This is a genomic window from Bacillota bacterium (assembly GCA_040757085.1).
In the GTDB taxonomy this organism is placed as follows: domain Bacteria; phylum Bacillota; class Sulfobacillia; order JACIYH01; family JACIYH01; genus JACIYH01.
The window spans coordinates 69,811-93,084 of the sequence record JBFLXJ010000017.1; the positions used below are offsets into that span (position 1 = coordinate 69,811).

A 23,274-nucleotide genomic window follows, 5' to 3' on the forward strand; every position below is an offset into this window, starting at 1 on the left:
GGGGGCCACCCAGGGAAGGACCGGGCGATGCCTTGAACATTGAGATCATCACCGTAGGCATTCTCCGTGAGCGCTACCTCAAAGAGGGTGTGGCCGATTACGTCCGGCGCCTGCGGCGGTATGCGCCCCTGGTCATAACCGAGGTGCCGGAGGCGCACATTTTCCCCGGAGCGGGCAGTGCGGAAGTCGAGGCGGCCAAGGCAAGGGAGGGAGAGGAAATCTTGCGCCGCCTGGGCCGGGGGACTCATGTCGTGGCCCTGGACGAGGGAGGAGAGATGCTCAGTTCCGCCCAACTGGCCGCCTGGCTGGACAAACTGGCGGCCAGCGGCGTGGGCCGGGTGGTATTCGTCATCGGCGGTCCCCGCGGCCTTTCCCGGGCGGTACTGGACAGGGCCGATTTCCGCCTATCCCTTTCCCGTCTTACCTTCCCCCACGAGATTGCCTGCTTGCTCCTGCTGGAGCAGCTATACCGTGCGTTTAAGATCAACCGCCGCGAGCCGTACCACTACTAGTACTAGCCATCTACAGGTGCGGCCCTGTGCCACCCGCCTGGCGGGATTCTCACACGGTGCGTAGGCCTGCCGCCTGCTGCCAGGGGCTTGTTCGACGTTGGTGTGGGGAGCTTCCCCCGGCGCAGGGTGGCGGACGTGCCCCTGCTTGTCGCTGGGTGCCAGGTATTGACAGGTGCTGTCAGACTGTGGTATAAGAGGGTAACGATGGAAGGGAGGTGTCATCCGGCCCAGGATACGGTACTGATGTGGTTGGGGTTTGGTCTCGTTGCCGGGAGAAGGTGGGGGTGGGGCTGATCCGGTGGAGGAGGTGAGGATTTGGCAGATCCGGGAGAGGAAGTGGCAGCCAGGTACCTGGAGGAGCTCGGGTACCGTATTGTGGCGCGCAACTACCGCACGCGGTGGGGGGAAATCGACATCATCGCGCGGGATGGGCCGGTACTGGCATTTGTGGAAGTGAGGCGGCGGGGTGCCGGGAGCCTGGCCCACCCCGCCGAGACGGTGGGCAGGAGCAAGCGGGAACGGCTGGCCAGGACGGCGGCTGATTTCCTGGGAAACCGGGGCTGGTGGCACTTCGCGTGTCGGTTCGACGTGGTCACCATCACAGACAGTGAGGAGCCGGAAGTAAGGCTCATCCGGGACGCGTTTTGATCTCTGTTCATAGCCAGACGCTTTGTCTTGCGGTCAAGGAGGTGGGGATCGTGACCGTTAGGGAGACATGTCGTCGTTTTTGGCTGGGTTCGTCCCCGGGGTTTACCCTGGTGGAAGTGATGGCGGTGGTGGTGATCCTGGGGTTGCTCGCCTCGGTGGTCGTACAGACCGTGCCCGACGCGGTGGCCCGGGCCAAGCGCAGTGCCCTGGCGGCCAACCTCTCCAGTTTGCAGGGGGCCGTGGATCGCTTCCGTTCCGATACCAACATTTACCCGACCTACTCCGGAGAGGCGCCAGCGTCGCAGCCAACCCGGGAGGTGGCGGTCCAGATCCGGCCCGACGCTGCTTATCCGGGTGATCCCGAGCGCCGTTTCCTGGGGCACTATGTACAGTTCATGCCCACAAGCGACGGGGTGGCGCTCGGCCTCAACCCCACCCGAGGCGGGCAGGTTTACTGGGGACTGGTGAGGAGCGGCCTTGTTTTCTGCACTCAGGTCCCCCCGACGGACGGTACCTGGACCGATCAGAGCACTGTGGTCCACACTCTGGAGGCCCTGGACGGGCAAATCCTGGGGGAGATCATGTCCCGATGAGGGATACACAGGTGTGGTCCTGGTGCCAGCAACTCGAGGCGGCAGCGCGAGCGGGCCTGCCCCTGGGCCAGGTGCTGAAGCGCGCAGAGGGGCAGACGACAGGCAGGTTGTGGGGGCGGTTGCTGCAGGGCGATACGGTGGCTGAGGCCCTGCAGGCGTGCGGGGTGCTCTCCCGGTGGGAGGCGACCCGGCTGGAGCAGGCGGTGCGTGCGGGGGAAGGGGCGGCCGTCCTGAAGGAAATGGCTGGGGAAAGCCTGGGGCGCCTGACCCGCAGGGGTGATCTCCGGGTGAGCCTGGTGTATCCCCTGTTCGTCCTGGTCCTGGGTGGTGTGGTGGCAGTGGTTACGGGACTGTTCTTCCTGCCCGCGCTGCTGACCTCGTTGCAGGCGGTGGGTCCGGTGGCGGGGTTTCCCCCCGCCACCCGGGCCCTCCTGTGGGTGGCGCGCAGGTGGCACATGTGCCTGGGGGTATTGGGCGCCACCACAGTGACCCTGGGCCTGGCCGTAACCGGCAAACTGGGGTGGCCGGGTGATGGGCTTTCCCTGGCCCTACCGGGGATCGGCCAGGCTCTACTCTGGCGGGAGCGAGCCCGGCTACTGGAGTCACTGGGCCAGGTGGGCCTGATTGGGGAGGAAGCCCGGGTGCTGGCACGAGGTTGCAGCAACGGCTACTTACGGCGGCGGCTGGCCCTTGCCGTGGATGGTGTTGAACGAGGGCTTTCCCCTGCTCAGGCCCTGGTGCGGACGGGGGTGCTGCCGCCACACCTGGCGACCCAGGTCGTGGCGGCGGAGGCGACCGGGGAAGCGGGGCCGGTGTGCCGCGAGTTGGCCGCCTACTGCCGGCGCCTTCAACGGGAATACGAGAAGTTGAGCCTCGCGTGGCTCGAGCCGGGTCTGACCCTGCTGGCTGCCGGCGTGGTGGCCATGGTGGCGCTGGCGGTGGCGCAGCCGCTCTACCTCGCCATTTCCCGCCTGCGCTAGCGGGGCGAGATGCCTGGGGAGGTGAGTAGGTATGTGGAGACGTGACCCGGTGCGACTTCGGGGGCAGGAGCCGGATGGGGGAGCGGAGCATGGGCTCGAGTGCATCCTGGATCGCGCCGTGGAGTTCGGTGCCTCTGACGTCCACCTGCAACCCATCGCGGGCGGAGTACGGGTACGCTACCGGGTGGATGGGGAACTGCGGGATGGGTGGGTGATTGCCGAGCGGGCGTGGCCCCCGCTGCTGGGGCGCCTCAAGTTACTGGCGGGTCTGGACCTGCTGGATGGCTTGCGTCCGCAGGACGGCGTTCTATCGTACCCCGGGCGCAACTGGCGCCTGGCCCTGCTGTCGTCCGTGCAGGGGGAAAGGGTCACCCTGCGCTTCCAGGCTGACCTTCCTTCCCGGGGGCTGGAGGGATTGGGGTTAGAGGCGGAGGTGGTGGCTGGCTTGCGCTTTCTCCTCGAGGGAACGGGCTTGCTGGCCATCACCGGCCCCGCCAGTTCCGGAAAGACCACCACCCTGTATACCTGCCTGACGGAACTTGTGGCCGCTGGGAAGTCGGCGGTTTCCGTAGAGGATCCCGTGGAACATTTCCTTCCCGGGGTTACGCAGGTCCAGGTACGTGCGCGGGCGGGGTTCGGATTTCTCACCGCCATGAAGGCGGCCCTCCGCCACGACCCCCAGGTGCTCGCGGTAGGAGAAGTGCGGGACGAGGAGAGTACTCGGGCTGTGGTGAGGACCGCGCTGGGAGGTCACCTCGTGCTCTGCACCCTCCATGCCGGGGGTGCGGAGGCAGCCCTCGAGCGTCTGGTGGAGATGGGTGCAAGTCGGCGCCAGCTGGCCAGTGCTCTTTGCGGAATCTTGGAACAGAGGCTGGTGAGGAAGGCGTGTTCCCGATGCCGGGGGACGGGCGGGGACTGCCCGAACTGTGACGGCAGGGGCTGGCAGGGCCGCCGCGCCCTGGCTCGTCTGGTACCCACCTCCCCGGGCATTCGGAAGGCGTTGGTGGGACGGCCGCCTTTCCGGGAGGGAGGGGATGCCGGTTATGAGGAGGAATAGCAGGGGGAGCTCCCTGGTCGAGGTCATGGCGGTGGTCACCATCCTGGCCCTGCTGGCCTCCGTGGTGGGTGTGGCCGTTCAGGGAGTGTTTCCGAGGGCCCGCAACCAGGCCTGGTCTGTCTCCATGAAGGGGCTGCAGGGGGCGTGCGACGTATTCTATGCCCTCTGGGGTTCTTATCCGGTGGAAGGCGAGCAACCCGTCCCGGGTGGACCCCTCGCCTCCCCTCTCGATCTGCAGGCTGAGGGAGGCGACGGCAGGCCCTTTGCGGCCCGCTTGCGTTCGCTTCCGTCCAGCGACGCAGTAGAGGCCGGCCTGGCGAGGGATCGTGCCCGCCTGTACTACGGGGTCAACTATCTGGGCCGGGTGTTTGCCACCACCGCTCCGCCTCCCTGGTTGGCAGAGACCCCCGTGTTCTTGCCCGAACACCCGGGAGGGATTCCCCTCTTTCGGGTAGGGATAGCTCCCGTCCCCGAGGGAGGTGGCCCCACCGGGGGCGGAAGCGGAGGTTCGGGTGACCAGCCCGGCAAGGATGAAGGTACGGATGGGCGGCCCGGCTCCGGCGAGGGCACAGGTGAGCAACCCGGCTCCGGCGGAGCTGGCGTCAGCCAGGTGGTACTGGCTCCCGGGCAGGTAGCCCCCGTCCTCAGCACAGGTGTGGAGGAGCGGGGAGGTGCCCTGGTTCCCACCCGGGGTCCCACCCTGTCCCCCCACGAGTCCCTGCCCGTGGCCGTCGCAGGCGCCGGTGCAGCCGTGCTGGGAGGGGGACTGTACCTGCTGGGTGGGCAGGGAAACGCCGACCGTATCCTGTACCAGCCTTCCCCAGACGAGGAATGGCAGCTATTACCCACGCGGTTGCCATATGACGCAGGGCTGGCCACGGTCGCCAGCGTGGGCGGGAAGGCATACCTCCTGGGCGGTACAACCGAAGCAGCCGGAAGGGGAATCTGGGTTTACGAGGGCGGGGCAGGGTCCCTGCGTCAACTGAGCTGCACCTTTCCCGCTCCCCTGGTGGGAGCTGCCGCCTGTGGGCACGAAGAGAAAGTGTACGTGTTCGGGGGCTTCCTGGGAGGCGTACGATCGGCGGCCGTATTCGTGCTCGACCCGGAAACAGAAACCCTGGAGCAACTTCCGGCTTCCCTGCCCATGGCCCTGGTCGGGGCTGCGGCAACTGCGGTGGGTGATCGCATTTACCTGTTCGGTGGCGAGACTGTAGGTGGGTGGTCCGACCGCATCCTGGCCTTTTCGCCCCGGACCGGTGCCGTAGAGGACACGGGACACCGCCTGCCGGTGGCGTCAGCCCGCCTGGCGGCTGCTGCCCTCGAGGGCGTGGTTTACCTCCTGGGCGGGGCTTTCGGAGACGTCAGAAACCCCACCCCGCTGAACACGGTATGGTCTTACCTGCCGGATCGGGGGGTGACGAGGCTATCCCCGGCCCTTTCCTTCGGCCCGGGGCGGTGGGGGGCGGCGGCAGCCAGTTGGGGCGGGGACGTGTACTTCTGCGGAGGGGCCAGTGGGCCCACGGTCCAGATGGCTCAGGTAGTCCGGTTCCGGTGGCAGGAAGGGCGCCCGCGCCCGGTCGTTACCCTGGACGCCCAGCTGTACAGCCTCGGGGCGGTAGCGGGCAGGGCCGGAGACATATACGTCGTGGGCGGGACAGCGGCGGTGGTGGGCACCGACCAGGTGCGGCGCGTGACGCTGGCAGATGGTAAGGTGCAGATCCTTGGCTTCCGCCTCCCCAGGCCGGTCATGAATGCCCCCTGCGTGCGGGTGGGCAATCGCATCTTCGTGTTCGGTGGACGAACCATGCTCGGCTACGTGGGTGAGAGGCTGAACCAGGTAACGGTGATTGACCTCGATACGGGGACGGTCGCGCGGGCTCAATCACTTCCCCGGGGGGCAGAAGGGATGGCGGCCACCAGCTTTCGGGGGAGAGTGTATGTGTTCGGCGGTCTGGCGGACGGGGGACCCACCGACCGCATCTTGGAGTTTGATCCGGTATCATACTCACTGGAGGAATTGTCCATCAGGTTGCCGTCCGGGCGACAGCAGGTGGCGGCGGCCAGCGGCCCGCAGGGAATCTGGCTGGTGGGCGGCCGCGCGGAGAGTGGGCTGCTCGACGAAATCCTGCTGTTCGACCCGGTGGAGGGTTCCCTGCGGCAGGTGGCCCGCCTTCCCGTACCCCTGGAAAGGGCCGCGGCCGTTACCTGGGGAGACCGTCTCTACGTACTGGGCGGCATGGCCCCGGGAGGAACCTCCGCCCGCGTTCTGGAGGTGGACGGGGAGGGTACGGTGAGGGCGATGCCATGTGTTCTTCCCGCTCCGGCTTGCGGAGTGGCCGTGGTGCTGGATGGGAATATGTACCTGGTAGAAGATGGCGGTGTTGTATTAGAAGTTGTCCCCCGACCCCGTATGGTGTGGCGGGTTGACGGGGGACAGGTCGGTTCATGGCGGTTGGCCGAGGTGAGAGGGAGCGGAAAGGTGGAGTTGAACTTCCGGTCCTCGCCGGATGGCCTCATCTGGACGGAGGGAGTTCATGATCCTGCTTCCCTGCCTCCCGCCAGATACCTGGAAGTGGAAGCTGCCTTCGTCCTGGATTCCTTCCCTCGCCTGGAGAGGATCTGCCTGCTACACCGGTAGGGCCACCCCTGCCCGGCCAGCCTGGGTCTGTGCGGTCTGCGCTGCAGTTGCCAGGGACGGCATCCCTGCCATATGATCGGGCGAGGGGGCAGCCTGCTCCATACTGCTTGCGGGGGTTCGATGTAGATGAGCTGGTACCCGGGCCACATGGCCAGGGCGGTGCGGTTCCTTAAGGAGAAGCTGCGGCTTGTCGACGTGGTGCTGGAGGTGGCGGACGCCCGCGCGCCCCTCTCCTCCCGCAATCCCCGGGTAAACCAGCTGGTGGGTGGACGCCCGCGCCTGGTGGTGTTCACCCGCCCGGACCTGGCCGACCCCGAACTAACCGGGGAGTGGATCGCCTACCTGGGGGACCGGGGTGAGGAGGCGGTGGCTGTCGACGCCAGGAGCGGCGAGGGAGTGGAACAGGTGCGGGAATGGTTGTACTCCCGGCGTGAACGGGTGCCCCGACGTTCCTGGCAGCGGCCCTTGCGCCTGGTGGTGGTGGGGGTATCCAACGTGGGCAAATCGTCCCTGCTCAACCGGCTCACCGGGCAGCGGGTGGCCCGCACCGGGGCCCTGCCCGGAGTCACGCGGGGGGAGCAGTGGGTGCGGGTGGCGGAGGGACCGGGCGGAGGCATAGAGGCACTGGACATGCCCGGCCTGGTCCCGCCCCGCCCCGAGCCCTGGGTGTCGGCCCGGCTGGTTGCCCTGGGGGTGTTGCCCTGGGACCGGGTGCCGTACCCGGAAGTGGTCTCGCGTCTCCTGGATGATCTGGATGACCGGTCCCGCATCGCCTTGTGCGAGCGGTATGGGGTAGAATGGGGGCCGGTGGACGACGTCCTGGCCGGTGTAGCCCGGCGGCGGGGATTCGTGCTGGCAGCGGGTGCCCTCGACCTGGAGCGAGCGGCCCGGGCCCTGGTAATGGATTTTCAGCAGGGCAAGCTGGGACGTATCACCCTGGAGCGGGTTCCAGCCGGGAAGAGGAGGGAAGACGGTGGCCCCTGACTACAGCTTCGAGATGGCATTATCCGGCGGAAGGGGTCTGGTGGCCGGCATGGATGAGGCGGGGCGAGGTCCGCTGGCGGGGCCGGTGGTGGCGGCGGCGGTGATCCTCCCTCCCGGCCTGATCATCCCGGGCCTGGACGACAGCAAAAAGCTCACCCCCGCCCGCCGGGAAGAGCTGGCGGCCCTGGTGAAGGCCCGGGCGGTAGCCTGGGCACTGGGTGTGGTAGAGGTGGAGTACATAGACAGGGAAGGGATCCTGGCTGCCACGTACCGGGCCATGCAGCAGGCCCTGGCCGGTCTTTCTCTCCGTCCGTCCTACCTGCTGGTGGACGGGGGTGTACTGCCGGGCGTCGGCCTGCCCCAGTGGGGGGTCGTACGGGGTGATTGCCTGTGCTGCTCGGTGGCGGCGGCTTCTGTGCTGGCCAAGGTACACCGGGATGCCATCATGCTGGAGATGGACGCCCGTTATCCGGGCTACGGGTTCGCCAGGCACAAGGGATACGCCACCAGGGTGCATTGGGAGGCCCTGGCCCGGCTGGGGCCCTCGCCGTGTCATCGGCTGAGTTTTCTCTCCTCCCGGTACCCGGTCGGGAGAGAAGAAGGGGAGTGCTGTCCTTGAAAGAGAAGAGAGCGGGGGATGCCACCCTGAAGTGGGGCGTGGACTGCCACGTGCACAGCTCCTGTTCTTGGGACGGCAGCGATCCCGTGGAGGATTACTGCCGGCAGGCGGTAGGGGCGGGACTGCATGGGATCATCTTCACCGACCACGTGGAGCTGGACCCGGAAGGAAAAGGCTACCGCCGGTACGACTATGATCAGGCCCGGGCGCGTGTGGAAGAGGCCAGAGTGAAACATCCCGAGCTGAGGCTGGGCCTGGGTGTGGAGGTGACATACCTGCCCTCCCTGGAGGGGGAAATCCGCAGCTTCTTGCGGGGGCGGGAATTCGATATGGTGATCGGGTCGTTGCATCAGGTGCAGGGGGTCGACTGTTCCGATCCGAGGCAGGCGGCCAGGGTCTGGAGCGGTGAGCTGGACCCCCGAGCCCTCCTGGATGCGTATTTCACCGGGCTGCGCGCTGCGGTGGAAAGCGGCCTCTTCGACGTGCTGGGGCACCCGGACGTTTTCCTGCGCCTGGGAGTCGAGCACTGGCGGCATGTGGCAGAGGAGATCTCGCACCGGATGGGGGAAGTCCTCAGCCTGGTGGTGCAGGCACCCCTGGCCATAGAAGTGAACACTTCCGGTCTCAGGCACGGGGTCGGACATCCGCATCCCGGACCGGATACCGTGGCTGCCTACCGCAGTCGGGGAGGCACCCTCATCACCATGGGATCCGACGCCCACCGGGTGTCTCAACTGGCATGGGGTTTCCCCGAGGTGGCGGGCCAGTTGTGGAACCTGGGGTTTCGCCAGGTGTACTTCTATGAGGGCAGGCGACCGGTGGCCCTGCCTCTTCCCCGTCCGCGGGAGCAGCCGGGGGCTCCTCCTGGCGGAGATTCGCCCTGAGGAGCCGTTCGGGGAGCCGGCGTTGAGCGGGTGGCCGTCGGGCCGGGCGGGGGCTGGCCTGGGGCGGGGGATGATGAGTGCTGGGCAGGACTTGGGGGTGTACGCTCACCGGCCTGGATGCAGTGCCGGTGCGGGTGGAGTGCGACGTGGGGCCGGGCCTGCCCGGCGTGCAGGTGGTGGGTCTGGCCGGGACCTCGGTGAAAGAAGCTACGGCGCGGGTGCGTTCGGCGGTGCGCAACTCCGGGCTGGATTTCCCCTTGCGCCGGATAACCGTGAATCTGGCTCCCGCCGACGTGCACAAGGCCTCGCCCGGGCTGGACCTGCCCGTGGCGACTGCCATCCTGGCCGCCTCCGGGCAACTGGGCAAGCGCGACCTGGATTCCTGGTTCCTGGCGGGGGAACTGGGACTGGACGGTCAGGTGCGGGCCGTGGCCGGTATCCTCCCCATGGCTATCCTGGCCGCCCGCCAGGGCAAGGGACTGGTGGTGCCGGCGGCGGGAGCCCGGCAGGCGGCGGCGGTGGAGGGCCTGCAGGTGCGCACCCTGAACCGCTTGTCCGACCTGGTGGCCTGGTCGCGGGGAGAAAGGGAGCTTCCCGCTCCTACCCTGCGTCCCCCAGAACCGGTGACCGTAGATGGTCCCGACCTGGCCGACGTGCGCGGGCACGAACTGCCCAAGCGGGCGTTGCTGTGCGCCGCCGCCGGTGGGCACCATCTGGTCCTGGTGGGACCGCCGGGCGCGGGCAAGACCATGCTGGCCTCCTGTTTGCCGCGTTTGTTGCCATTCCTCTCGGGAGAAGAGTCCCTGGAAGTGAGCCGGATCTGGAGCGTGGCTGGCCTCCTCGCGGGAGACGACGGGCTCGTGCGGCAGCGACCCTGGCGGGCCCCCCATCCCCATCTGGGGCGGGCAGCCATGGTGGGCGGAGGTAACCATCCGGTGAGGCCGGGCGAGGTGAGCCTGGCTCACCTGGGGGTACTGTTCCTGGACGAGATGAACCGCTTTGCAGGGCCGGTGCTGGAATCCCTGCGTGGCCCCCTGGAGGAGGGCCGGGTGACCCTGGGGCGACTGGGGGAGGGGGTAACCTACCCGGCCCGCTTCATGCTGGTGGCGGCCATGAACCCGTGCCACTGCGGGCGGTTGGGCGATCCCGATCACCCGTGCACCTGCACGGGCCACCAGGTTCGTCAGTACTGGGACCGGTTGTCCGGCCCCCTCCTCGACCGCATCGACATCCAGGTCGAGGTGCGCCGCATGCCCTGGGAGGAGTGGATGGACGCGCCGGGCGGGCCCCCGTCGGACCAGGCCCGCGCCCTGGTCGTCCAAGCCCGGGAACGGCAGGTCCACCGCTTGCGGCGGGTGGGGAAAAAACTCAATGCGGAGATGGGCTCTCGCGAGGTGAATGCCTTTTGCCGGCTTTCCCCGGAGGCGGAAAGGTTGCTGGGGGAGGGATTTGCCCGGCTGGGGCTCAGCGGCCGCGGTTACTACCGCCTCCTCAAGGTGGCGCGTACTCTGGCCGACCTGGACGGTCAGGCCCGGGTGGGGGTGGAGCACGTGGGACAGGCCCTTCAGTTCCGGTGCGTGCATTTTCTGCGTCCCGGCTCCCGGGTAGGGGAAGCGGGAGGGGACAGCGAAATTGAACGGCGGTAACCTGCACCACACGAAAGGATGGGGACTACAATCATGAACCGGTACAGCGCAGAAGGCTTGCGGCAGGTAGATCCGGAAGTCGCACAGGCTCTGGCCCACGAGTTGCACCGACAGCAGGAGGGCCTGGAACTGATCGCGTCGGAAAACTACGCTCCGCCCGAGGTCATGTGGGCACAAGGATCGGTGCTCACTAACAAATATGCGGAAGGCCTGCCCGGGGCGCGCTACTACGGCGGCTGCGAATACGTGGACGTGGTGGAGAGCCTCGCCCGCGAGCGGGCTAAGAGGCTGTTCGAGGCCGAGCACGCCAACGTGCAGCCCCACGCCGGGGCGCAGGCCAACAGTGCGGTTTACTTCGCCGTGCTCCGGCCCGGTGACGTGGTCATGGGCATGGACCTTGCCCACGGGGGCCACCTCACCCACGGGCACCCCCTGAACATATCGGGGAAGTACTACCGGTTCGTCCCTTACGGCGTGCGCCGGGATACCGAAACTATCGACTACGATCAGGTGGCGCAACTGGCCCGGGAACACCGGCCCCGCCTGATCGTGGCGGGAGCGAGTGCCTATCCCCGCTTCATCGATTTTGCCCGTATCGCCCAGATAGGGGAGGACGTGGGCGCCATGGTGATGGTGGACATGGCCCACATCGCCGGTCTGGTTGCCGCCGGGGTGCATCCCAGTCCCGTCCCCCACGCCGACTTCGTGACCACCACCACCCACAAGACCCTGCGGGGTCCCCGCGGTGGCCTCATTCTGTGCCGTGCCCGGTACGCCGAGGAAATCGACCGGGCGGTGTTCCCCGGCATCCAGGGAGGCCCGCTCATGCACGTCATTGCTGCCAAAGCGGTGGCCCTCAAGATGGCGATGGGGGAGGAGTTCCGGCGTTACCAGGAGCAGGTGGTCAAGAACGCCCGCGTGCTGGCCGAGGAACTCATGCGCGAGGGGTTCCGGCTGGTGTCGGGCGGCACCGACAATCACCTCATGCTGGTGGATGTGAGCGTGCGCGGCCTCACCGGCAAGAAGGCAGAGCAGATGCTGGGTGAGGCGGGCATCACCGTTAACAAGAACACCATCCCCTTCGACACCAGGGGGGCCAAGGTGGCCAGCGGTATCCGGGTGGGTACGCCGGCGGTGACCACCCGGGGCATGAAGGAAGGGGAAATGCGCCTGATCGCGCGCCTGATGGGGGACGTGCTGTTGCGGGGAGTTCCTGCCCAGCGGGTGCTAGCTGAGGTGAAGGAACTGTGTGCGGCCTTCCCCCTCTACCCCGGCTTCCCCGTGTGACCGCCGGGTCGAACAGGCGTTGACGCTGCTGGCCCATCCATGGTATGATCTGGCACGCAGTTTCGGTAGTTTCGGTGGAAATGGGGGAATGCGGTGGGAGAGGACGCCCGACGCCTGATCCCCGGAGTGGGAGTATTGCTCGGGGATCCTGCCGTGAAGGAACTGGCCCGGGGGTACCCGCAGGCCCTGGTTTCCTGGGTGCTGGGGGAACTGGCAGCCAGATTGCGCCACGAACTTGAGCGGGGGCGTACCGTTTCCGACCCCACGGGGTGGATCAGGGAGCGTTTGCCTGCTGCTTTGCGGGCCGCTCGCTTCCCGCTTCGCCGCGTTTACAACGCCACCGGGGTGGTGCTGCACACCAACCTGGGGCGGGCGCCCCTTGCTCGCCGTGCGGTGGAGGCGGTAGCGGCCCTGGCAGGGAAGTATTCCAACCTGGAATTCGACCTGGAAGCGGGACAGCGGGGGTCACGCTACGTGCATGCGGTGGGGTTGCTACGCCTCCTCACCGGGGCAGAGGACGCCCTGGTGGTCAACAACAATGCGGCGGCCGTGCTCCTGTGCCTGGCCGCCCTGGCGCGCGACCGCCAGGTGGTGGTATCCCGCGGTGAACTGGTGGAGATCGGGGGCGGCTTCCGCATCCCCGAGGTGATGGCCGAAAGCGGCGCCCACCTGGTGGAGGTGGGGACCACCAACCGCACCCGCCTGGAGGATTACGAGCGGGCGATTGGACCGGAAACCGCCCTTTTGCTCAAGGTACACCGCAGCAACTTCCGCATGGAGGGTTTCACCGCCGAGGTTACCTGGCCGGAACTGGTGCAACTGGGCCGATCCCGTGGCATCCCCGTCATGTTCGACCTGGGGTCGGGTTGCCTCTTCGACCTGGCTGCGGCCGGCGTGGGTGACGAGCCTTTGGTATCGCGGGTGGTGGCTCAGGGAGGAGACCTGATCACCTTCAGCGGAGATAAGTTGCTGGGAGGCCCCCAGGCCGGCATCATCGTGGGTCGGGCCGAAATCGTCTCCCGCCTGCGTCGCCACCCCTTGCTCCGGGCGCTGCGGGTGGACAAGATGACGCTGGCCGCCCTCTCTGCCACGCTTGCCCTCTACCTGGAAGCCGATCCCCCCGCACACATCCCCGTGCTCGCCAGCCTTGTGGTGAGCGCTCCCGAGTTGCGGGCGCGGGCCGAGCGGTTGCGCCGGCTCCTCAGCCGTCGGCTCACTCCGGGCACCGGGGTCAACATCGGTGTTGTGCCCGCACGCTCGACACCCGGAGGGGGATCGCTGCCCGGCGTCGAATTGCCCAGTTATGCCGTCGCTATCCGCGCCCCGGGGGGTGCCGAGCATCTGGCAGCGCGGCTGCGAGGGGCACCCGTTCCCGTGCTGGCCCGCGTGCAGGGAGAGCAGGTGCTGCTGGATGTGCGGACCCTTCTTGACGGCGAACTGCCCGAGGTGGCGGACCAGGTAGCGGCGGTGCTGAATGCGGAGGTGGCGGAGGATGGAGTACTTCCTGACTGAGGAGCAGGCGATGATCAAAGATCTCGCCCGGCGGGTGGCCCGGGAGCGGATCTTACCGGTGGCGGCGGAGCTGGACGAAAAAGAAGAATTCCCCCGCGAGATCCTGGAATGGCTGGGGGAAACCGACCTGCTGGGGGTGGGTATCCCGGAGGAATACGGTGGCTTGGGAGGGGGGGTGCTGGAGACCTGCCTGGCCGTGGAGGAGATATCCTGGGCCTGCCCGGGGGTGGCCACCTCTTACGCGGCCAACTGGCTGGGTATCATGCCCATCCTGCTGGCCGGTACCGAGGAGCAGAAGCAGAAGTTCGTACGCCCGGTGGCGGAGGGCAAGAAGATGGCTGCCTTCTGCCTGACGGAGGCCGAGGCCGGCTCCGACGCGGGTGCCATACGCACCACGGCCCGCCGCGAGGGTGACACATACGTGCTGGAAGGCACCAAGCAGTGGATCACCAACGGGGGTGAGGCGGACATCTATACCGTGATCGCCCTCACGGCTCCCGAGAAAGGGGCGCGGGGGGCCAGTTGTTTCGTGGTGGAGAAGGGAACGCCCGGGCTGGGATTCGGGCGGAAGGAAAAGAAGATGGGCATCCGGGCATCGGCCACCCGGGAGGTGGTATTCACCGGGTGCCGCATTCCGGCGAGCCAACTGGTAGGTCGGGAAGGGCAGGGGTTCCCTATCGCCATGCGCACTCTGGACCGGGCCCGGCCCGGGGTGGGGGCGCAGGCGGTGGGCCTGGCCCAGGGGGCCCTCGATCGGGCCATCGCCTACGCCCGCCAGCGGGTGCAGTTCGGCAAGCCCATCATCACCTTCCAGGCGATCGGGCATATGCTGGCGGACATGGCCACGCAGGTGGAAGCCGCGCGTGCCCTGGTGTACGCAACCGCCCGCACCATCGATGCGGGGGCCCGGGATTTCGCCAAGGAATCGGCCATGGCCAAGTTGTTTGCTTCCGACGTGGCCATGCGGGTGGCGATCGACGCGGTGCAGATCTTCGGCGGTTACGGTTACATGCGGGACTATCCGGTGGAAAAGCTCATGCGGGATGCCAAGATCACCCAGATCTACGAGGGGACCAATCAGATCCAGCGCAATGTGATCGCCCAGGAACTGTTGCGGGAAAGTGCACGCAAAGGTGGTTGATGCCATGAAGATCATCGTTCTCATCAAGCAGGTTCCCGAGAGCACGGAGGTGCGCATCAACCCGGAGACCAACACGCTGATCAGGGAAGGGGTCAAGGGCATCATCAACCCGTTCGACACCTACGCCCTTGAGGAAGGGGTGCTGATCAGGGAGCGCCTGGGGGGGCAGGTGGTGGTGGTGAGCATGGGTCCGCCGCAGGCGCGGGAGGCTCTGCAGGATGCCATTGCGGTGGGGGCGGATGAGGCCGTCCTCCTTTCCGACCGTGCTTTTGCGGGGGCGGACACCCTGGCCACCTCGCGGGCGCTGGCGGGGGCCATCCGCAAGCTGGAGCCTTACGACCTCATCATCTGCGGCAAGCAGGCCATCGACGGGGATACCGCCCAGGTGGGTCCGGAGGTGGCGGAGCTGCTGGGCATACCGCACGTGACTTACGTGCGCAAGATCAGGGAACTGGAACCCGGTCGGGCTGTGGTGGAGCGCATGGTGGAGGGAGCTGTGGAGACGGTGGAGATGTCGTTGCCGGGCCTGATCACGGTGGTGAAGGACATCAACCAGCCCCGCATTCCTTCCCTGAAGGGGATCATGAAGGCGCGGCGGGCCACCATCCCGGTGTGGACTCCTGCCGACGTGGGCCTTTCGGAGGAGGAGGTGGGGCTGCGCGGTTCTCCCACGATGGTGGAGAAGATATTCGTGCCCCAGGTGGAGCGGCGGGGTGAGTTGCTGGAGGGTTCCCCTGAAGAAGTGGCAGAGGTGCTGCTTTCGCGGCTGCAATCGGCGGGTGTACTTTAGGGGGTGCTGTTGTTGGGTCCAGAGGGATTTGTCAATCTGATTGAGGTACTGGCCGACCGGTGCACCGGCTGCGAATCGTGCCTGGGCGTGTGTCCCACCGGTGCCATCAGCATGCGGGAAGGGACTGCTTACATTGGTGAAGGGTGCAACCTGTGTCGGGCCTGTCTCTCCGTGTGTCCGGTTGAGGCCATCGTCGTGCACGAGCCCGAGCGGGGCGAGGCTGCGGAGGGTCAGGGGGTGTGGGTGTTTGTGGAGCATCGTCGGGGCCGGGTGGCCCCGGTGGTGTACGAGTTGCTGGGGCAGGCGCGCCAGCTGGCTGGGCGGTTGGGTGCGGCGGTGAGTGCTGTGCTGGTGGGGGAGGGGGTTGCTCCCCTGGCGGGGGAGCTGGTTGCCCGTGGGGCTGACCAGGTGCTGGTGGTGGAGGATCCTGCCCTTTCTGATCTGCGGGAGGAGCCGGTGGCTGCTGCCCTGGCGGATCTGGTGTGGGAACGCAAACCGGAGATCTTTCTTTTCGGGGCCACGGCTCTGGGGCGGTCCCTGGCGCCCCGGCTGGCGGCCAGGCTGGGCACGGGGTTGACGGCGGACTGCACGGGGCTGGATATCGATCCCGAGCGCCGGCTGCTGGTGCAGACCCGGCCGGCGTTTGGTGGTAATCTCATGGCCGTGGTGATCTGCCCGCGCCACCGGCCCCAGATGGCCACTGCCCGTCCGCGGGTGTTCCGTCCCCTGGCTCCCGACCCGGGCCGGCGGGGGGAGATTGTCTCTTTCCCGGTGGACGGGTCGCGGCTTCTTTGCCGCACGCGGTTGCTGGAATATGCCGAAGAGGTTACCGAGACCGTAAAGCTGGAGGATGCGGACATCATCGTGGCGGGAGGGCGGGGCCTGGGAGGTCCCGAGAGTTTTTCGCTCCTGTTCGAGCTGGCGCGCCTGCTGGGGGGAGCGGTGGGTGCCTCGCGGGCGGCGGTGGACGCGGGCTGGATTCCCTACTACCACCAGGTGGGGCAGACGGGGAAGACGGTGGCGCCCAAGGTGTACATTGCGGTAGGGATTTCGGGGGCCATCCAGCACCTGGCGGGCATGAGTTCCGCCGACGTGATCGTGGCCATCAACAAGAACCCCCAGGCTCCCATTTTCAAGGTGGCCAACTACGGCATCGTGGGTGATCTGTTCGCGGTCATCCCCGCTCTCATCGAGGTGATCAGGAAGAAGAGGCAGTGAGGCGCGCAGGAGCGCGACAGCGCATGGCCGCGTGCGCACGAGCTTTGTAGACCTGCGCGGGGAGTGGTGTGCCCCTAAGGCGACAGACGGCTCCAGGCGGGCAGTGACAGGGCGTGCCCAGGCATGTACAATGTTGTCGGATAGTCCCAGATCTTGTCGGGGCATCCATTTCTGGTTAGATACAGGAGCAGTGGGGGCAGATGGACGTGCGCATGCGGCAATGGTTGCTGGTGGCACTGATTGTAGGGATGCTGGTGGGGTCGCCCCCCGTTCTGGCTGCACGCCTGCTGGCTCAGGGAGCGGCGGGCCCGGACGTGGTCCGGTTGCAGCAGCAATTGCAGCAGGCGGGGTTCGACCCCGGCCCGGCGGACGGCGTATTCGGGCCCCGCACCGCCGCGGCCGTGAGGGCTTTCCAGCGCGCGCGGGGGCTGATGGTGGACGGGATCGTGGGCCCGCTCACATGGGTGGCGCTGGAGGAGGGGACGCGGAAAGGCCCCGTGGTGGTGGGATATTTCTACGGGCCCGGTGCGGGGGAGTCTCTGTGGTCTTACGGCCAGCACCTGACGGCGGTGGCCGATTTCGCTTTCCGCCTCAGTCCTTACGGGTACGTGTCCGGTGAGCCCAGCCCCGATGTGCTGGCGTTCTGCCGGCAAACGGGAGCCCGGGGCTGGATGGTGGTGACCAACGAGAGTTCCGTTGGGTTCGATCCCCGCCTGGCCCACCAGCTGCTTTCCTCTACGCAGGCCCGCCAGCGGGCGGCGAACTCGCTGAAGGGTCTCTGCCTGAAGCATGGCTACGCAGGTGTGATCCTGGATCTGGAGAACGTGGTCCCCGAAGACCGGTCGGCTCTCACCGCTTTCGTGGGCGAGGTGGCACGGGTATTACATATGTCGGGGAAGCGCGTGGCCCTGGCCCTTCCCCCCAAGACGGGGGACGACACTCCTTCCTGGAACGCCGCCTATGACTACCGGGCGCTGTCCCGCCTGGTCGATTACATTGCTCCCATGGCCTATGACTACCACTGGGCGGGGAGCTTTCCGGGAGCGGTGGCCCCGCTGGACTGGGTGCGCGAGGTGGCCTCGTACGCTGCCCGCGTTGCCGGTCCGGAAAGGGTGTGGCTGGGTTTGGCTGCGTATGGATACGAGTGGGTGGCGGGTACCAGCCGGGGGGTGGCCGTCACTGCCTCCCGGGCGCGGGCGGTGGCCTTCGAGAGCGGGGTGACCCACCGCTGGGACGACCGGGCGCAGGCGCCATACTATGAATACGTGCGTGCCGGGTCAAGGCGGATAGTATACTACGAGAACGAGTACTCCTTGGCCCCCAAACTCGATCTGGTGAAGGAGCTGGGGCTGGGCGGTATCACCATCTGGAGGCTGGGTACGGAGGTGCCCGAGATCTGGCCTCTCATCAGCGAGCGGCTGCGCTGAATCGGGAAGGGGGTCGGGCGACTGGCCGGCTCTGTCGCCCTTCCCTATTGCGGCCCGGAGGCCCGGGCGCTGTCAGAAGGAGGCAGTCTCAAACAGTCTCACTGGAGTGCTTGGGCCTCAAGAATTGTACCCCAGTTCACGTGTGGACGGTTTGCCGTTGGTTTGCAACCTGGGGGAGTTCCCGGCCCTCTGGTTTGCAATCCTTGCAAACCGACGAAGAACCAGCACCAATTCCAGTAGACACCGCCCGCGTAAGGCGGGGTGAGAAACCGGTCCGTCCTGGGGGAAGGTTTCCGGGCTCAATTGGCGGTTAGCGCGGGCCTTTGCTTTTTCGCTTCGCCCCGAAGTCCCTTCACTTCGACTCCATGAGGCACCAGAACAGCGTGCTCTGCCCCGACTGGTCGCAATCACGTGGAGTCACGGTCGAAATTAGGCGGATTCCGTAGTACACTACAGTAGAATACGCACCTGCCGGGTCGGAGCAAACGACCAGCCTTGGGGGAGGCGTTGGAGTTTGTGAGGCAGGTCATGCTTGGAGAGGGTGTGGTCGGGGCCACGCTGGCGAAAAGTATTTATGCGCCGGACGGCAGATTACTGGTGAACGCTGGTGTGGTCCTAACCCCCAGCTTGGTCGAGGCTTTACGTGCGCGGGGGTACGGGTGGGTAGTAGTCCAGGATGGTCTCCTTGACGATGTGATAATAGACGACGCTTTGTGCGAAGAGACTCGTGCGATGGCGGCGTCTGCCGTGGCGGGCATGTTCGAAAGGACCGTGCCCGGCAAGAAAGGCCGGGGTGAGAGGATAATCGCTGCCGTTGAACGCATGTTGGATGAGCTGTGGTCGCAACCCGAGGTGGTGTTTTCGATTTCGGCCATACGGTGCCATGAGGGTTACCTGTTTTGGCACTCAGTGGACGTCGCCACTGTGTCCCTGCTGGTGGCAATGGCTTCCGGGTACGACAGGGTAAAGATGCGGGAGTTGGGTGTGGGCGCCTTGTTGCACGACATCGGCATGGTTAAGGTGCCCGTGGAGATCTTGAGAGCGCCGCGTTCGTTGACGAACCAGGAGTTCGAGCGCGTGAAGCTCCACACCACGTTGGGTTACCGGATAATCACTGAGAACAAGGAATTCAGCTATATTGCGGCTCATGCTGCTCTTGAGCATCACGAGAGGCTTGACGGTAGCGGCTACCCCCGTGGCTTACGGGGCGATAAGATTCTGGACATCGGGAGGATAGTGGGCGTGGCAGACGTATTCTGCGCCATGACGGAAGACCGCCCGCACCGCAAAAGGGTTCATCCCCACGAGGCCATCCGGTACTTGAGGGCTTCCGCTGCTAGGTTCGACCAGCGGTTTGTCCGGCGGCTTGCCTTGAGAATGGCCTCTTATCCGAATGGCACATTCGTGCGCCTGAGCACGGGTGATTTTGGCGTCGTGGTGCGTCAGGATAAGCGTGACGGTGAGCGGCCAGTCGTCCGGCTTCTCGCTGACGGCAGAAATAGACCGGTAGAGCCGGTCGAGATCGCATTGGCGGACATGCCGGAGGTACAGGTGAGCCTTGTGGCGGATACGGTTCCGGAGGAGCTTGAACGCGTCCTGGAACTCCGCCTGCTCGGGCAACGAGGCGTGTCTGGGACGCCGAACAGGGTGGACGGTGGTGATTAGGTAACGGCTCCACGCGGTTGGCAGTCCATGTGCTCTCTGCCTGTTCGGCCGACTGTATCGCCCGCATAGTTGACGGCACCGAGGAGACTTACGAATTGCAAGCGATGGGCGATAACAGTTGAGGTAGGTGCGCTGATGCTTCGGACTGCGGAAAACGTGTGGGTGATGGTAATGGCGTGACGAACTCGCGCCTGCGCTTGTCGGCAGGATTTTCGCTGGCCGTCGTGCGCGGCGAGGCGCGCCGCCCGGGAGTTCGAGCATGGTTCCGGACGCGTCATGCCCACCGGTTGGTCACGGAGTGTGGTCAGCATGCGGTCAGAATCGGGGTCGGTGAATTCGGTGGTACATGACGTGCGACAGGATCCGGGGAGCATGGTAAAATGTAACCGCGGCACGAACGGGGTGGAGGAGAAGAATGTGGTACATAGTGAGTTAAAGGGATTGTCCGAAGGCCTCTGGCGCGCCCTGGGGCGGCTGAAGATGGGCCTGGGGGCGTTCTTGGTCCTGCTTGCCCTGGTATCCCTCCCGCAGGGGAAGCCGTTGCTTCTTTTGCTGCTCGGTTTCTTCGCGGCGGGATTCGTTGGGGTGAATGCTGCGGGGCTGGTGTGCCGTCTGGAGCACAGGAGGCTGGCGGAGGTTGCCTCGATGCTGTTTGGGGTCGGGGCGATAAGCTGTCTTGTGGTGGCCACCGGTGGTGCTGACGGGCCGCTGTTGTTTCTGTTCCTGGTTCCGGTGTTCACGCACGGTTTCCGGTCGGGAGCGCGGGCTGCCTACCTGTCGGCGGCAGTCAATTCTGCGGCACTGGCGGTCATCTGTGTGGCTTCGCTGGGGGAAGGTTTTTCGGTCCGGCGCGTGCTGGGACCTGGTGTGGTTGCCGGGGTCATGTGGTTTGAGGCGCGTGCGGTAGCCGTGGTGGTGAGGTATATAGGCGTGCAGCGGGATGAACTCATGCAGCTTGCCCAGCGGGACCCGTTGACGGGGTTGCTCAACCGGCGGTCGCTGTACGATCTGGTGGGGCGTCTGGTGGTGGAGGGAAGGGAGTTTGCGGTGGTTCTGGTGGACCTGGATGGTTTCAAGGCGGCGAACGATGAGCGGGGGCACCTGTTTGGGGACGAGGTGCTGAAGCGGGTGGCGGAGGGGATGCAGCGTGCTGTGCGGCGGGGAGATGTGGTGGCCAGGTACGGTGGGGATGAATTCGCCGTGGTGGTGCCTGGTGGCCGGGAAGAGGGTGAGCATGTCATGCGGCGGCTTGAGGAGGTGGTGGAGAGGGTGAGCCGGGAGATGGAGGTTGATACCGGCCTGTCGGGTGGAGTTGCCGTGTGGCCTGCGGATGGTGCTGCACTGGAGGAGCTTTTGCAGGTAGCCGACCGGAGGCTGTACCGTGCGAAGGAGCTGAAGGGCCGGAAGCGGCTGGCGCTGGAGGTCGTGGAGTAGCCGGGGGGCTGCGGCGCGGGTCAGGGTAGCTGGCGACGGGCGGGCCGGTAGCCGGTGAGATGGAGGTGCGTCAGTGCATTAACTACCATGGCGGAGCGGAGGTTTGCTTTTTACCAAGAGCTGAAGCAGGTGGGTTTACAGGAACTTCAAGAGAGCATGAGCCGGGCCCTAGGGCTGGCGGTTATGGTCGCGTACCCGGATGGGCGTGCGCTGACCGAGCCGTCCAACCTGTGTTCTTTCTGTGCCATGCTGGGCAGCAATCCGGAAGCGCGGGCCAGGTGTGTGGCTTCGCGTGAGGCCTCTGCGAGGGCTGCTGTGGCTGCGGGGGAGGAGGTTCTTCACGCGTGTCACGCCGGGCTGGTGCATCTGGCGGTTCCCCTGCGGGTGGCTGGGGAAACGGTAGCGGTGGTGCTGGGTGGCAATGTGGCATTGCAGCCGCTGGCGGAGGAGGCAGTGGTGCGGCTGGCCCGGGAGACGGGTATTGATGCGGAGAAGCTTCTTGAGGTGGCCGGGGCGGTGCCGGTGTGGACGCAAGAGCGGCTCAGGACGGTCATGGCGGTGGTGCAGAGGGTAACTGACACCGTGGCGCAGCTGCTCTATGCCAAGCAGGAACTGGGGAGAAAAGCGGACGAGCTTGCTGCTCTCTTTGAATTCAGCCAGACCGTTTCCGGGAGCCTCGAGGTGGCGGAAGTGGCCCGGCGGGCGCTGGGGGCGGTGCTGCGGTTGACCGGTGCCACCAGCGGGTCGGTGGTGATGCTTCCTGAGGCGGTGCCGGGGGTTGCGGCTGCCGAGGTGGCGGCCACCGTGGAGCCCTGTGACGAGTTCCGCGTGGTGCCGTCGGGCGAAGTGGTTGCCGCTGTTGAGCGAGAGACCCGTGCCGTTCACTTTAACAGCCGGCCGGGAGGTACGCCCGAAGAGCGGCGGCCGGCGGTGGCCTTACCCCTTATCGTTGGCGGTCAGGTGACGGGGGTGCTGACCATAGGGGGCAGGCCGGAAGGTGCCGGCTTCACTGAAGACGAGACTGTTTTTCTGACCACGCTGGGCACCAGCCTGGGGCTGGCGCTCGAGAATGCCCGCCTTTTCCGCGAGCTCAAGCTCAGGGCGGCCATGCTGGAATGGTTGATCGAAGTGGGGCGGGTGGTGTCGAGCAGCCTCGACGTGGATGTGGTCGTTGAGTCGGCCCTGGCCAGCGTCAGGGATGTGCTGGGGGCGGAGTGGTGTGTGCTGCGGTTGCTCGATGAGGAGACGGGCGAGCTGGTGCTGAAGGCGAGCGTGGGCATGGGTCCGGAGCTGCAGGCCAGGGCAGGCCGCGTGCGGCCCGAGGGTAGCCTGTTGGGCAAAGTGCTGGAGACGGGAGAGCCCGTGGTGGTGGAAGACCTGGCCGCCGGCGGATCGGACATGCATCTGCCGTACTACTCGGCCGAGATGCGGGCGGTAGCCGTGGTGCCGGTGCGGGGGGTCGGAAAGATTCTGGGCACATTGAAGGTTTATTCCCCCGTACCGCGGCGGTGGACTGAGGAAGAAGTGGGGTATCTGGGGATCGTCGCGAGCCAGACCGGGCTGGCTTTGGAGAACGCCCGCCTCTACTCGTCGCTGCGGGAATACTATCTGAGTGCGGTGCGGGCGCTGGCGGCGGCCCTGGAGGCCAAGGATGTTTACACGCGGGGTCATTCCCTGCGGGTGGCGCGGTGGGCGCGGGCGTGCGCGCGCGTGCTGGGGCTTGGTGCTGAGGAGCGGGAGCAGGTGTACCTGGCGGGGCTGTTGCATGATCTGGGCAAGATCGGTGTGCGCGAAGACATTCTGCTCAAGCCGGGGCGTCTGGACGAGGAAGAAATCAAGGAGATGCAGGGCCACCCGGTGGTGGGGGCTAAGATTTTAGAGCCGGCCAGGTTTCCGGCTGCGGTGGTTGCTGCCGTGCGGCACCACCACGAAGACTACGGTGGCGGTGGTTATCCCGCGGGGCTGGTGGGGGAGGAGATCCCCCTTCTGGCGCGGATCATCCGGGTGGCGGATGCCTACGATGCCATGACGTCGGCCAGGCCGTACCGGCAGGCTTTCGGTGCCCAGCAGGCCCGGGAGGAGCTGCGGCGGTGTGCGGGTCGGCAGTTTGACCCGCGGGTAGTTGAGGCGTTCCTGGGGATTCCGGCCGAAGAGATGGAAGATATTGCCGTGCGGGGGGGGGGGGGGGGGGGGTCCCGCAAGGTTGAGGGGGGGGCGTTTAATTTGTGGGGGTGGGAGC

Annotated in this window: 19 protein-coding genes; all 19 read left to right on the forward strand. The window is 66.5% G+C overall.

The window, feature by feature from the left end; all coding sequences use genetic code 11:
• Window positions 1-32 precede the first annotated feature (32 nt).
• Window positions 33-512 carry a 23S rRNA (pseudouridine(1915)-N(3))-methyltransferase RlmH gene (locus AB1446_05515; protein ID MEW6546361.1) on the forward strand — a complete coding sequence of 160 codons (480 nt, stop codon included), beginning with the start codon at window positions 33-35 and terminating at the stop codon, window positions 510-512.
• 315 nt (window positions 513-827) lie between these two features.
• Window positions 828-1,160 carry a YraN family protein gene (locus tag AB1446_05520; GenBank protein MEW6546362.1) on the forward strand — a complete coding sequence of 111 codons (333 nt, stop codon included), beginning with the start codon at window positions 828-830 and terminating at the stop codon, window positions 1,158-1,160.
• 50 nt (window positions 1,161-1,210) lie between these two features.
• Entirely contained in the window at window positions 1,211-1,753 is a 543-nt protein-coding gene (locus AB1446_05525) for a prepilin-type N-terminal cleavage/methylation domain-containing protein (GenBank protein ID MEW6546363.1), read from the forward strand.
• The gene (locus tag AB1446_05530; protein ID MEW6546364.1) at window positions 1,750-2,733 is read left to right on the forward strand and encodes a type II secretion system F family protein; all 984 of its coding nucleotides are present in this window, start codon (window positions 1,750-1,752) and stop codon (window positions 2,731-2,733) included. The genes AB1446_05525 and AB1446_05530 overlap by 4 nt, the downstream gene beginning before the upstream one ends.
• Window positions 2,734-2,764: 31 nt before the next feature.
• Window positions 2,765-3,790 carry an ATPase, T2SS/T4P/T4SS family gene (locus AB1446_05535; GenBank protein ID MEW6546365.1) on the forward strand — a complete coding sequence of 342 codons (1,026 nt, stop codon included), beginning with the start codon at window positions 2,765-2,767 and terminating at the stop codon, window positions 3,788-3,790.
• Entirely contained in the window at window positions 3,777-6,428 is a 2,652-nt protein-coding gene (locus AB1446_05540) for a kelch repeat-containing protein (protein ID MEW6546366.1), read from the forward strand. Before AB1446_05535 ends, AB1446_05540 begins: the two co-directional genes overlap by 14 nt.
• Before the next feature lie 126 nt (window positions 6,429-6,554).
• Window positions 6,555-7,412, forward strand: a complete 858-nt coding sequence (gene ylqF, locus AB1446_05545; GenBank protein ID MEW6546367.1) for a ribosome biogenesis GTPase YlqF — start codon at window positions 6,555-6,557, stop codon at window positions 7,410-7,412.
• Window positions 7,402-8,031, forward strand: coding sequence for a ribonuclease HII (locus AB1446_05550; GenBank protein MEW6546368.1), 630 nt, complete (start codon window positions 7,402-7,404; stop codon window positions 8,029-8,031). Before ylqF ends, AB1446_05550 begins: the two co-directional genes overlap by 11 nt.
• Window positions 8,028-8,915: a histidinol-phosphatase HisJ family protein gene (locus AB1446_05555; GenBank protein MEW6546369.1), complete on the forward strand. Its 888-nt coding sequence runs from the start codon at window positions 8,028-8,030 to the stop codon at window positions 8,913-8,915. Before AB1446_05550 ends, AB1446_05555 begins: the two co-directional genes overlap by 4 nt.
• A gap of 77 nt (window positions 8,916-8,992) precedes the next feature.
• On the forward strand, window positions 8,993-10,561 hold the full coding sequence (locus AB1446_05560) for a YifB family Mg chelatase-like AAA ATPase (protein ID MEW6546370.1): 1,569 nt from the start codon (window positions 8,993-8,995) through the stop codon (window positions 10,559-10,561).
• Window positions 10,562-10,594: 33 nt separating this feature from the next.
• Entirely contained in the window at window positions 10,595-11,848 is a 1,254-nt protein-coding gene (glyA, locus tag AB1446_05565; protein ID MEW6546371.1) for a serine hydroxymethyltransferase, read from the forward strand.
• Window positions 11,849-11,941: 93 nt separating this feature from the next.
• Complete coding sequence (gene selA / locus AB1446_05570; GenBank protein ID MEW6546372.1) at window positions 11,942-13,360, forward strand: L-seryl-tRNA(Sec) selenium transferase; 1,419 nt, start codon at window positions 11,942-11,944, stop codon at window positions 13,358-13,360.
• Window positions 13,341-14,501: an acyl-CoA dehydrogenase family protein gene (locus AB1446_05575; protein ID MEW6546373.1), complete on the forward strand. Its 1,161-nt coding sequence runs from the start codon at window positions 13,341-13,343 to the stop codon at window positions 14,499-14,501. Before selA ends, AB1446_05575 begins: the two co-directional genes overlap by 20 nt.
• Before the next feature lie 4 nt (window positions 14,502-14,505).
• Entirely contained in the window at window positions 14,506-15,291 is a 786-nt protein-coding gene (locus AB1446_05580) for an electron transfer flavoprotein subunit beta/FixA family protein (protein MEW6546374.1), read from the forward strand.
• Between the two features lie 12 nt (window positions 15,292-15,303).
• Entirely contained in the window at window positions 15,304-16,509 is a 1,206-nt protein-coding gene (locus AB1446_05585; GenBank protein MEW6546375.1) for an FAD-binding protein, read from the forward strand.
• Between the two features lie 200 nt (window positions 16,510-16,709).
• A complete protein-coding gene (locus AB1446_05590) occupies window positions 16,710-17,936 on the forward strand; it encodes a glycosyl hydrolase family 18 protein (protein ID MEW6546376.1) in 1,227 nt (408 codons plus the stop codon).
• A gap of 516 nt (window positions 17,937-18,452) precedes the next feature.
• The gene (locus AB1446_05595) at window positions 18,453-19,601 is read left to right on the forward strand and encodes an HD-GYP domain-containing protein (protein MEW6546377.1); all 1,149 of its coding nucleotides are present in this window, start codon (window positions 18,453-18,455) and stop codon (window positions 19,599-19,601) included.
• A 351-nt stretch (window positions 19,602-19,952) separates the two neighbouring features.
• Entirely contained in the window at window positions 19,953-21,035 is a 1,083-nt protein-coding gene (locus tag AB1446_05600) for a GGDEF domain-containing protein (GenBank protein ID MEW6546378.1), read from the forward strand.
• Window positions 21,036-21,122: 87 nt separating this feature from the next.
• The coding region (locus AB1446_05605; GenBank protein MEW6546379.1) for an HD domain-containing phosphohydrolase at window positions 21,123-23,274 on the forward strand (2,152 nt) is incomplete at its 3' end.

Bases quoted from the DNA above. Each gene is read 5' to 3' on its own strand.
- ylqF (MEW6546367.1), top strand. From the start codon at position 6,555: ATGAGCTGGTACCCGGGCCACATGGCCAGGGCGGTGCGGTTCCTTAAG.
- AB1446_05540 (MEW6546366.1), top strand. From the start codon at position 3,777: ATGAGGAGGAATAGCAGGGGGAGCTCCCTGGTCGAGGTCATGGCGGTG.
- AB1446_05530 (MEW6546364.1), top strand. From the start codon at position 1,750: ATGAGGGATACACAGGTGTGGTCCTGGTGCCAGCAACTCGAGGCGGCA.
- AB1446_05575 (MEW6546373.1), top strand. From the start codon at position 13,341: ATGGAGTACTTCCTGACTGAGGAGCAGGCGATGATCAAAGATCTCGCC.
- glyA (MEW6546371.1), top strand. From the start codon at position 10,595: ATGAACCGGTACAGCGCAGAAGGCTTGCGGCAGGTAGATCCGGAAGTC.
- AB1446_05535 (MEW6546365.1), top strand. From the start codon at position 2,765: ATGTGGAGACGTGACCCGGTGCGACTTCGGGGGCAGGAGCCGGATGGG.
- AB1446_05580 (MEW6546374.1), top strand. From the start codon at position 14,506: ATGAAGATCATCGTTCTCATCAAGCAGGTTCCCGAGAGCACGGAGGTG.
- AB1446_05590 (MEW6546376.1), top strand. From the start codon at position 16,710: ATGGACGTGCGCATGCGGCAATGGTTGCTGGTGGCACTGATTGTAGGG.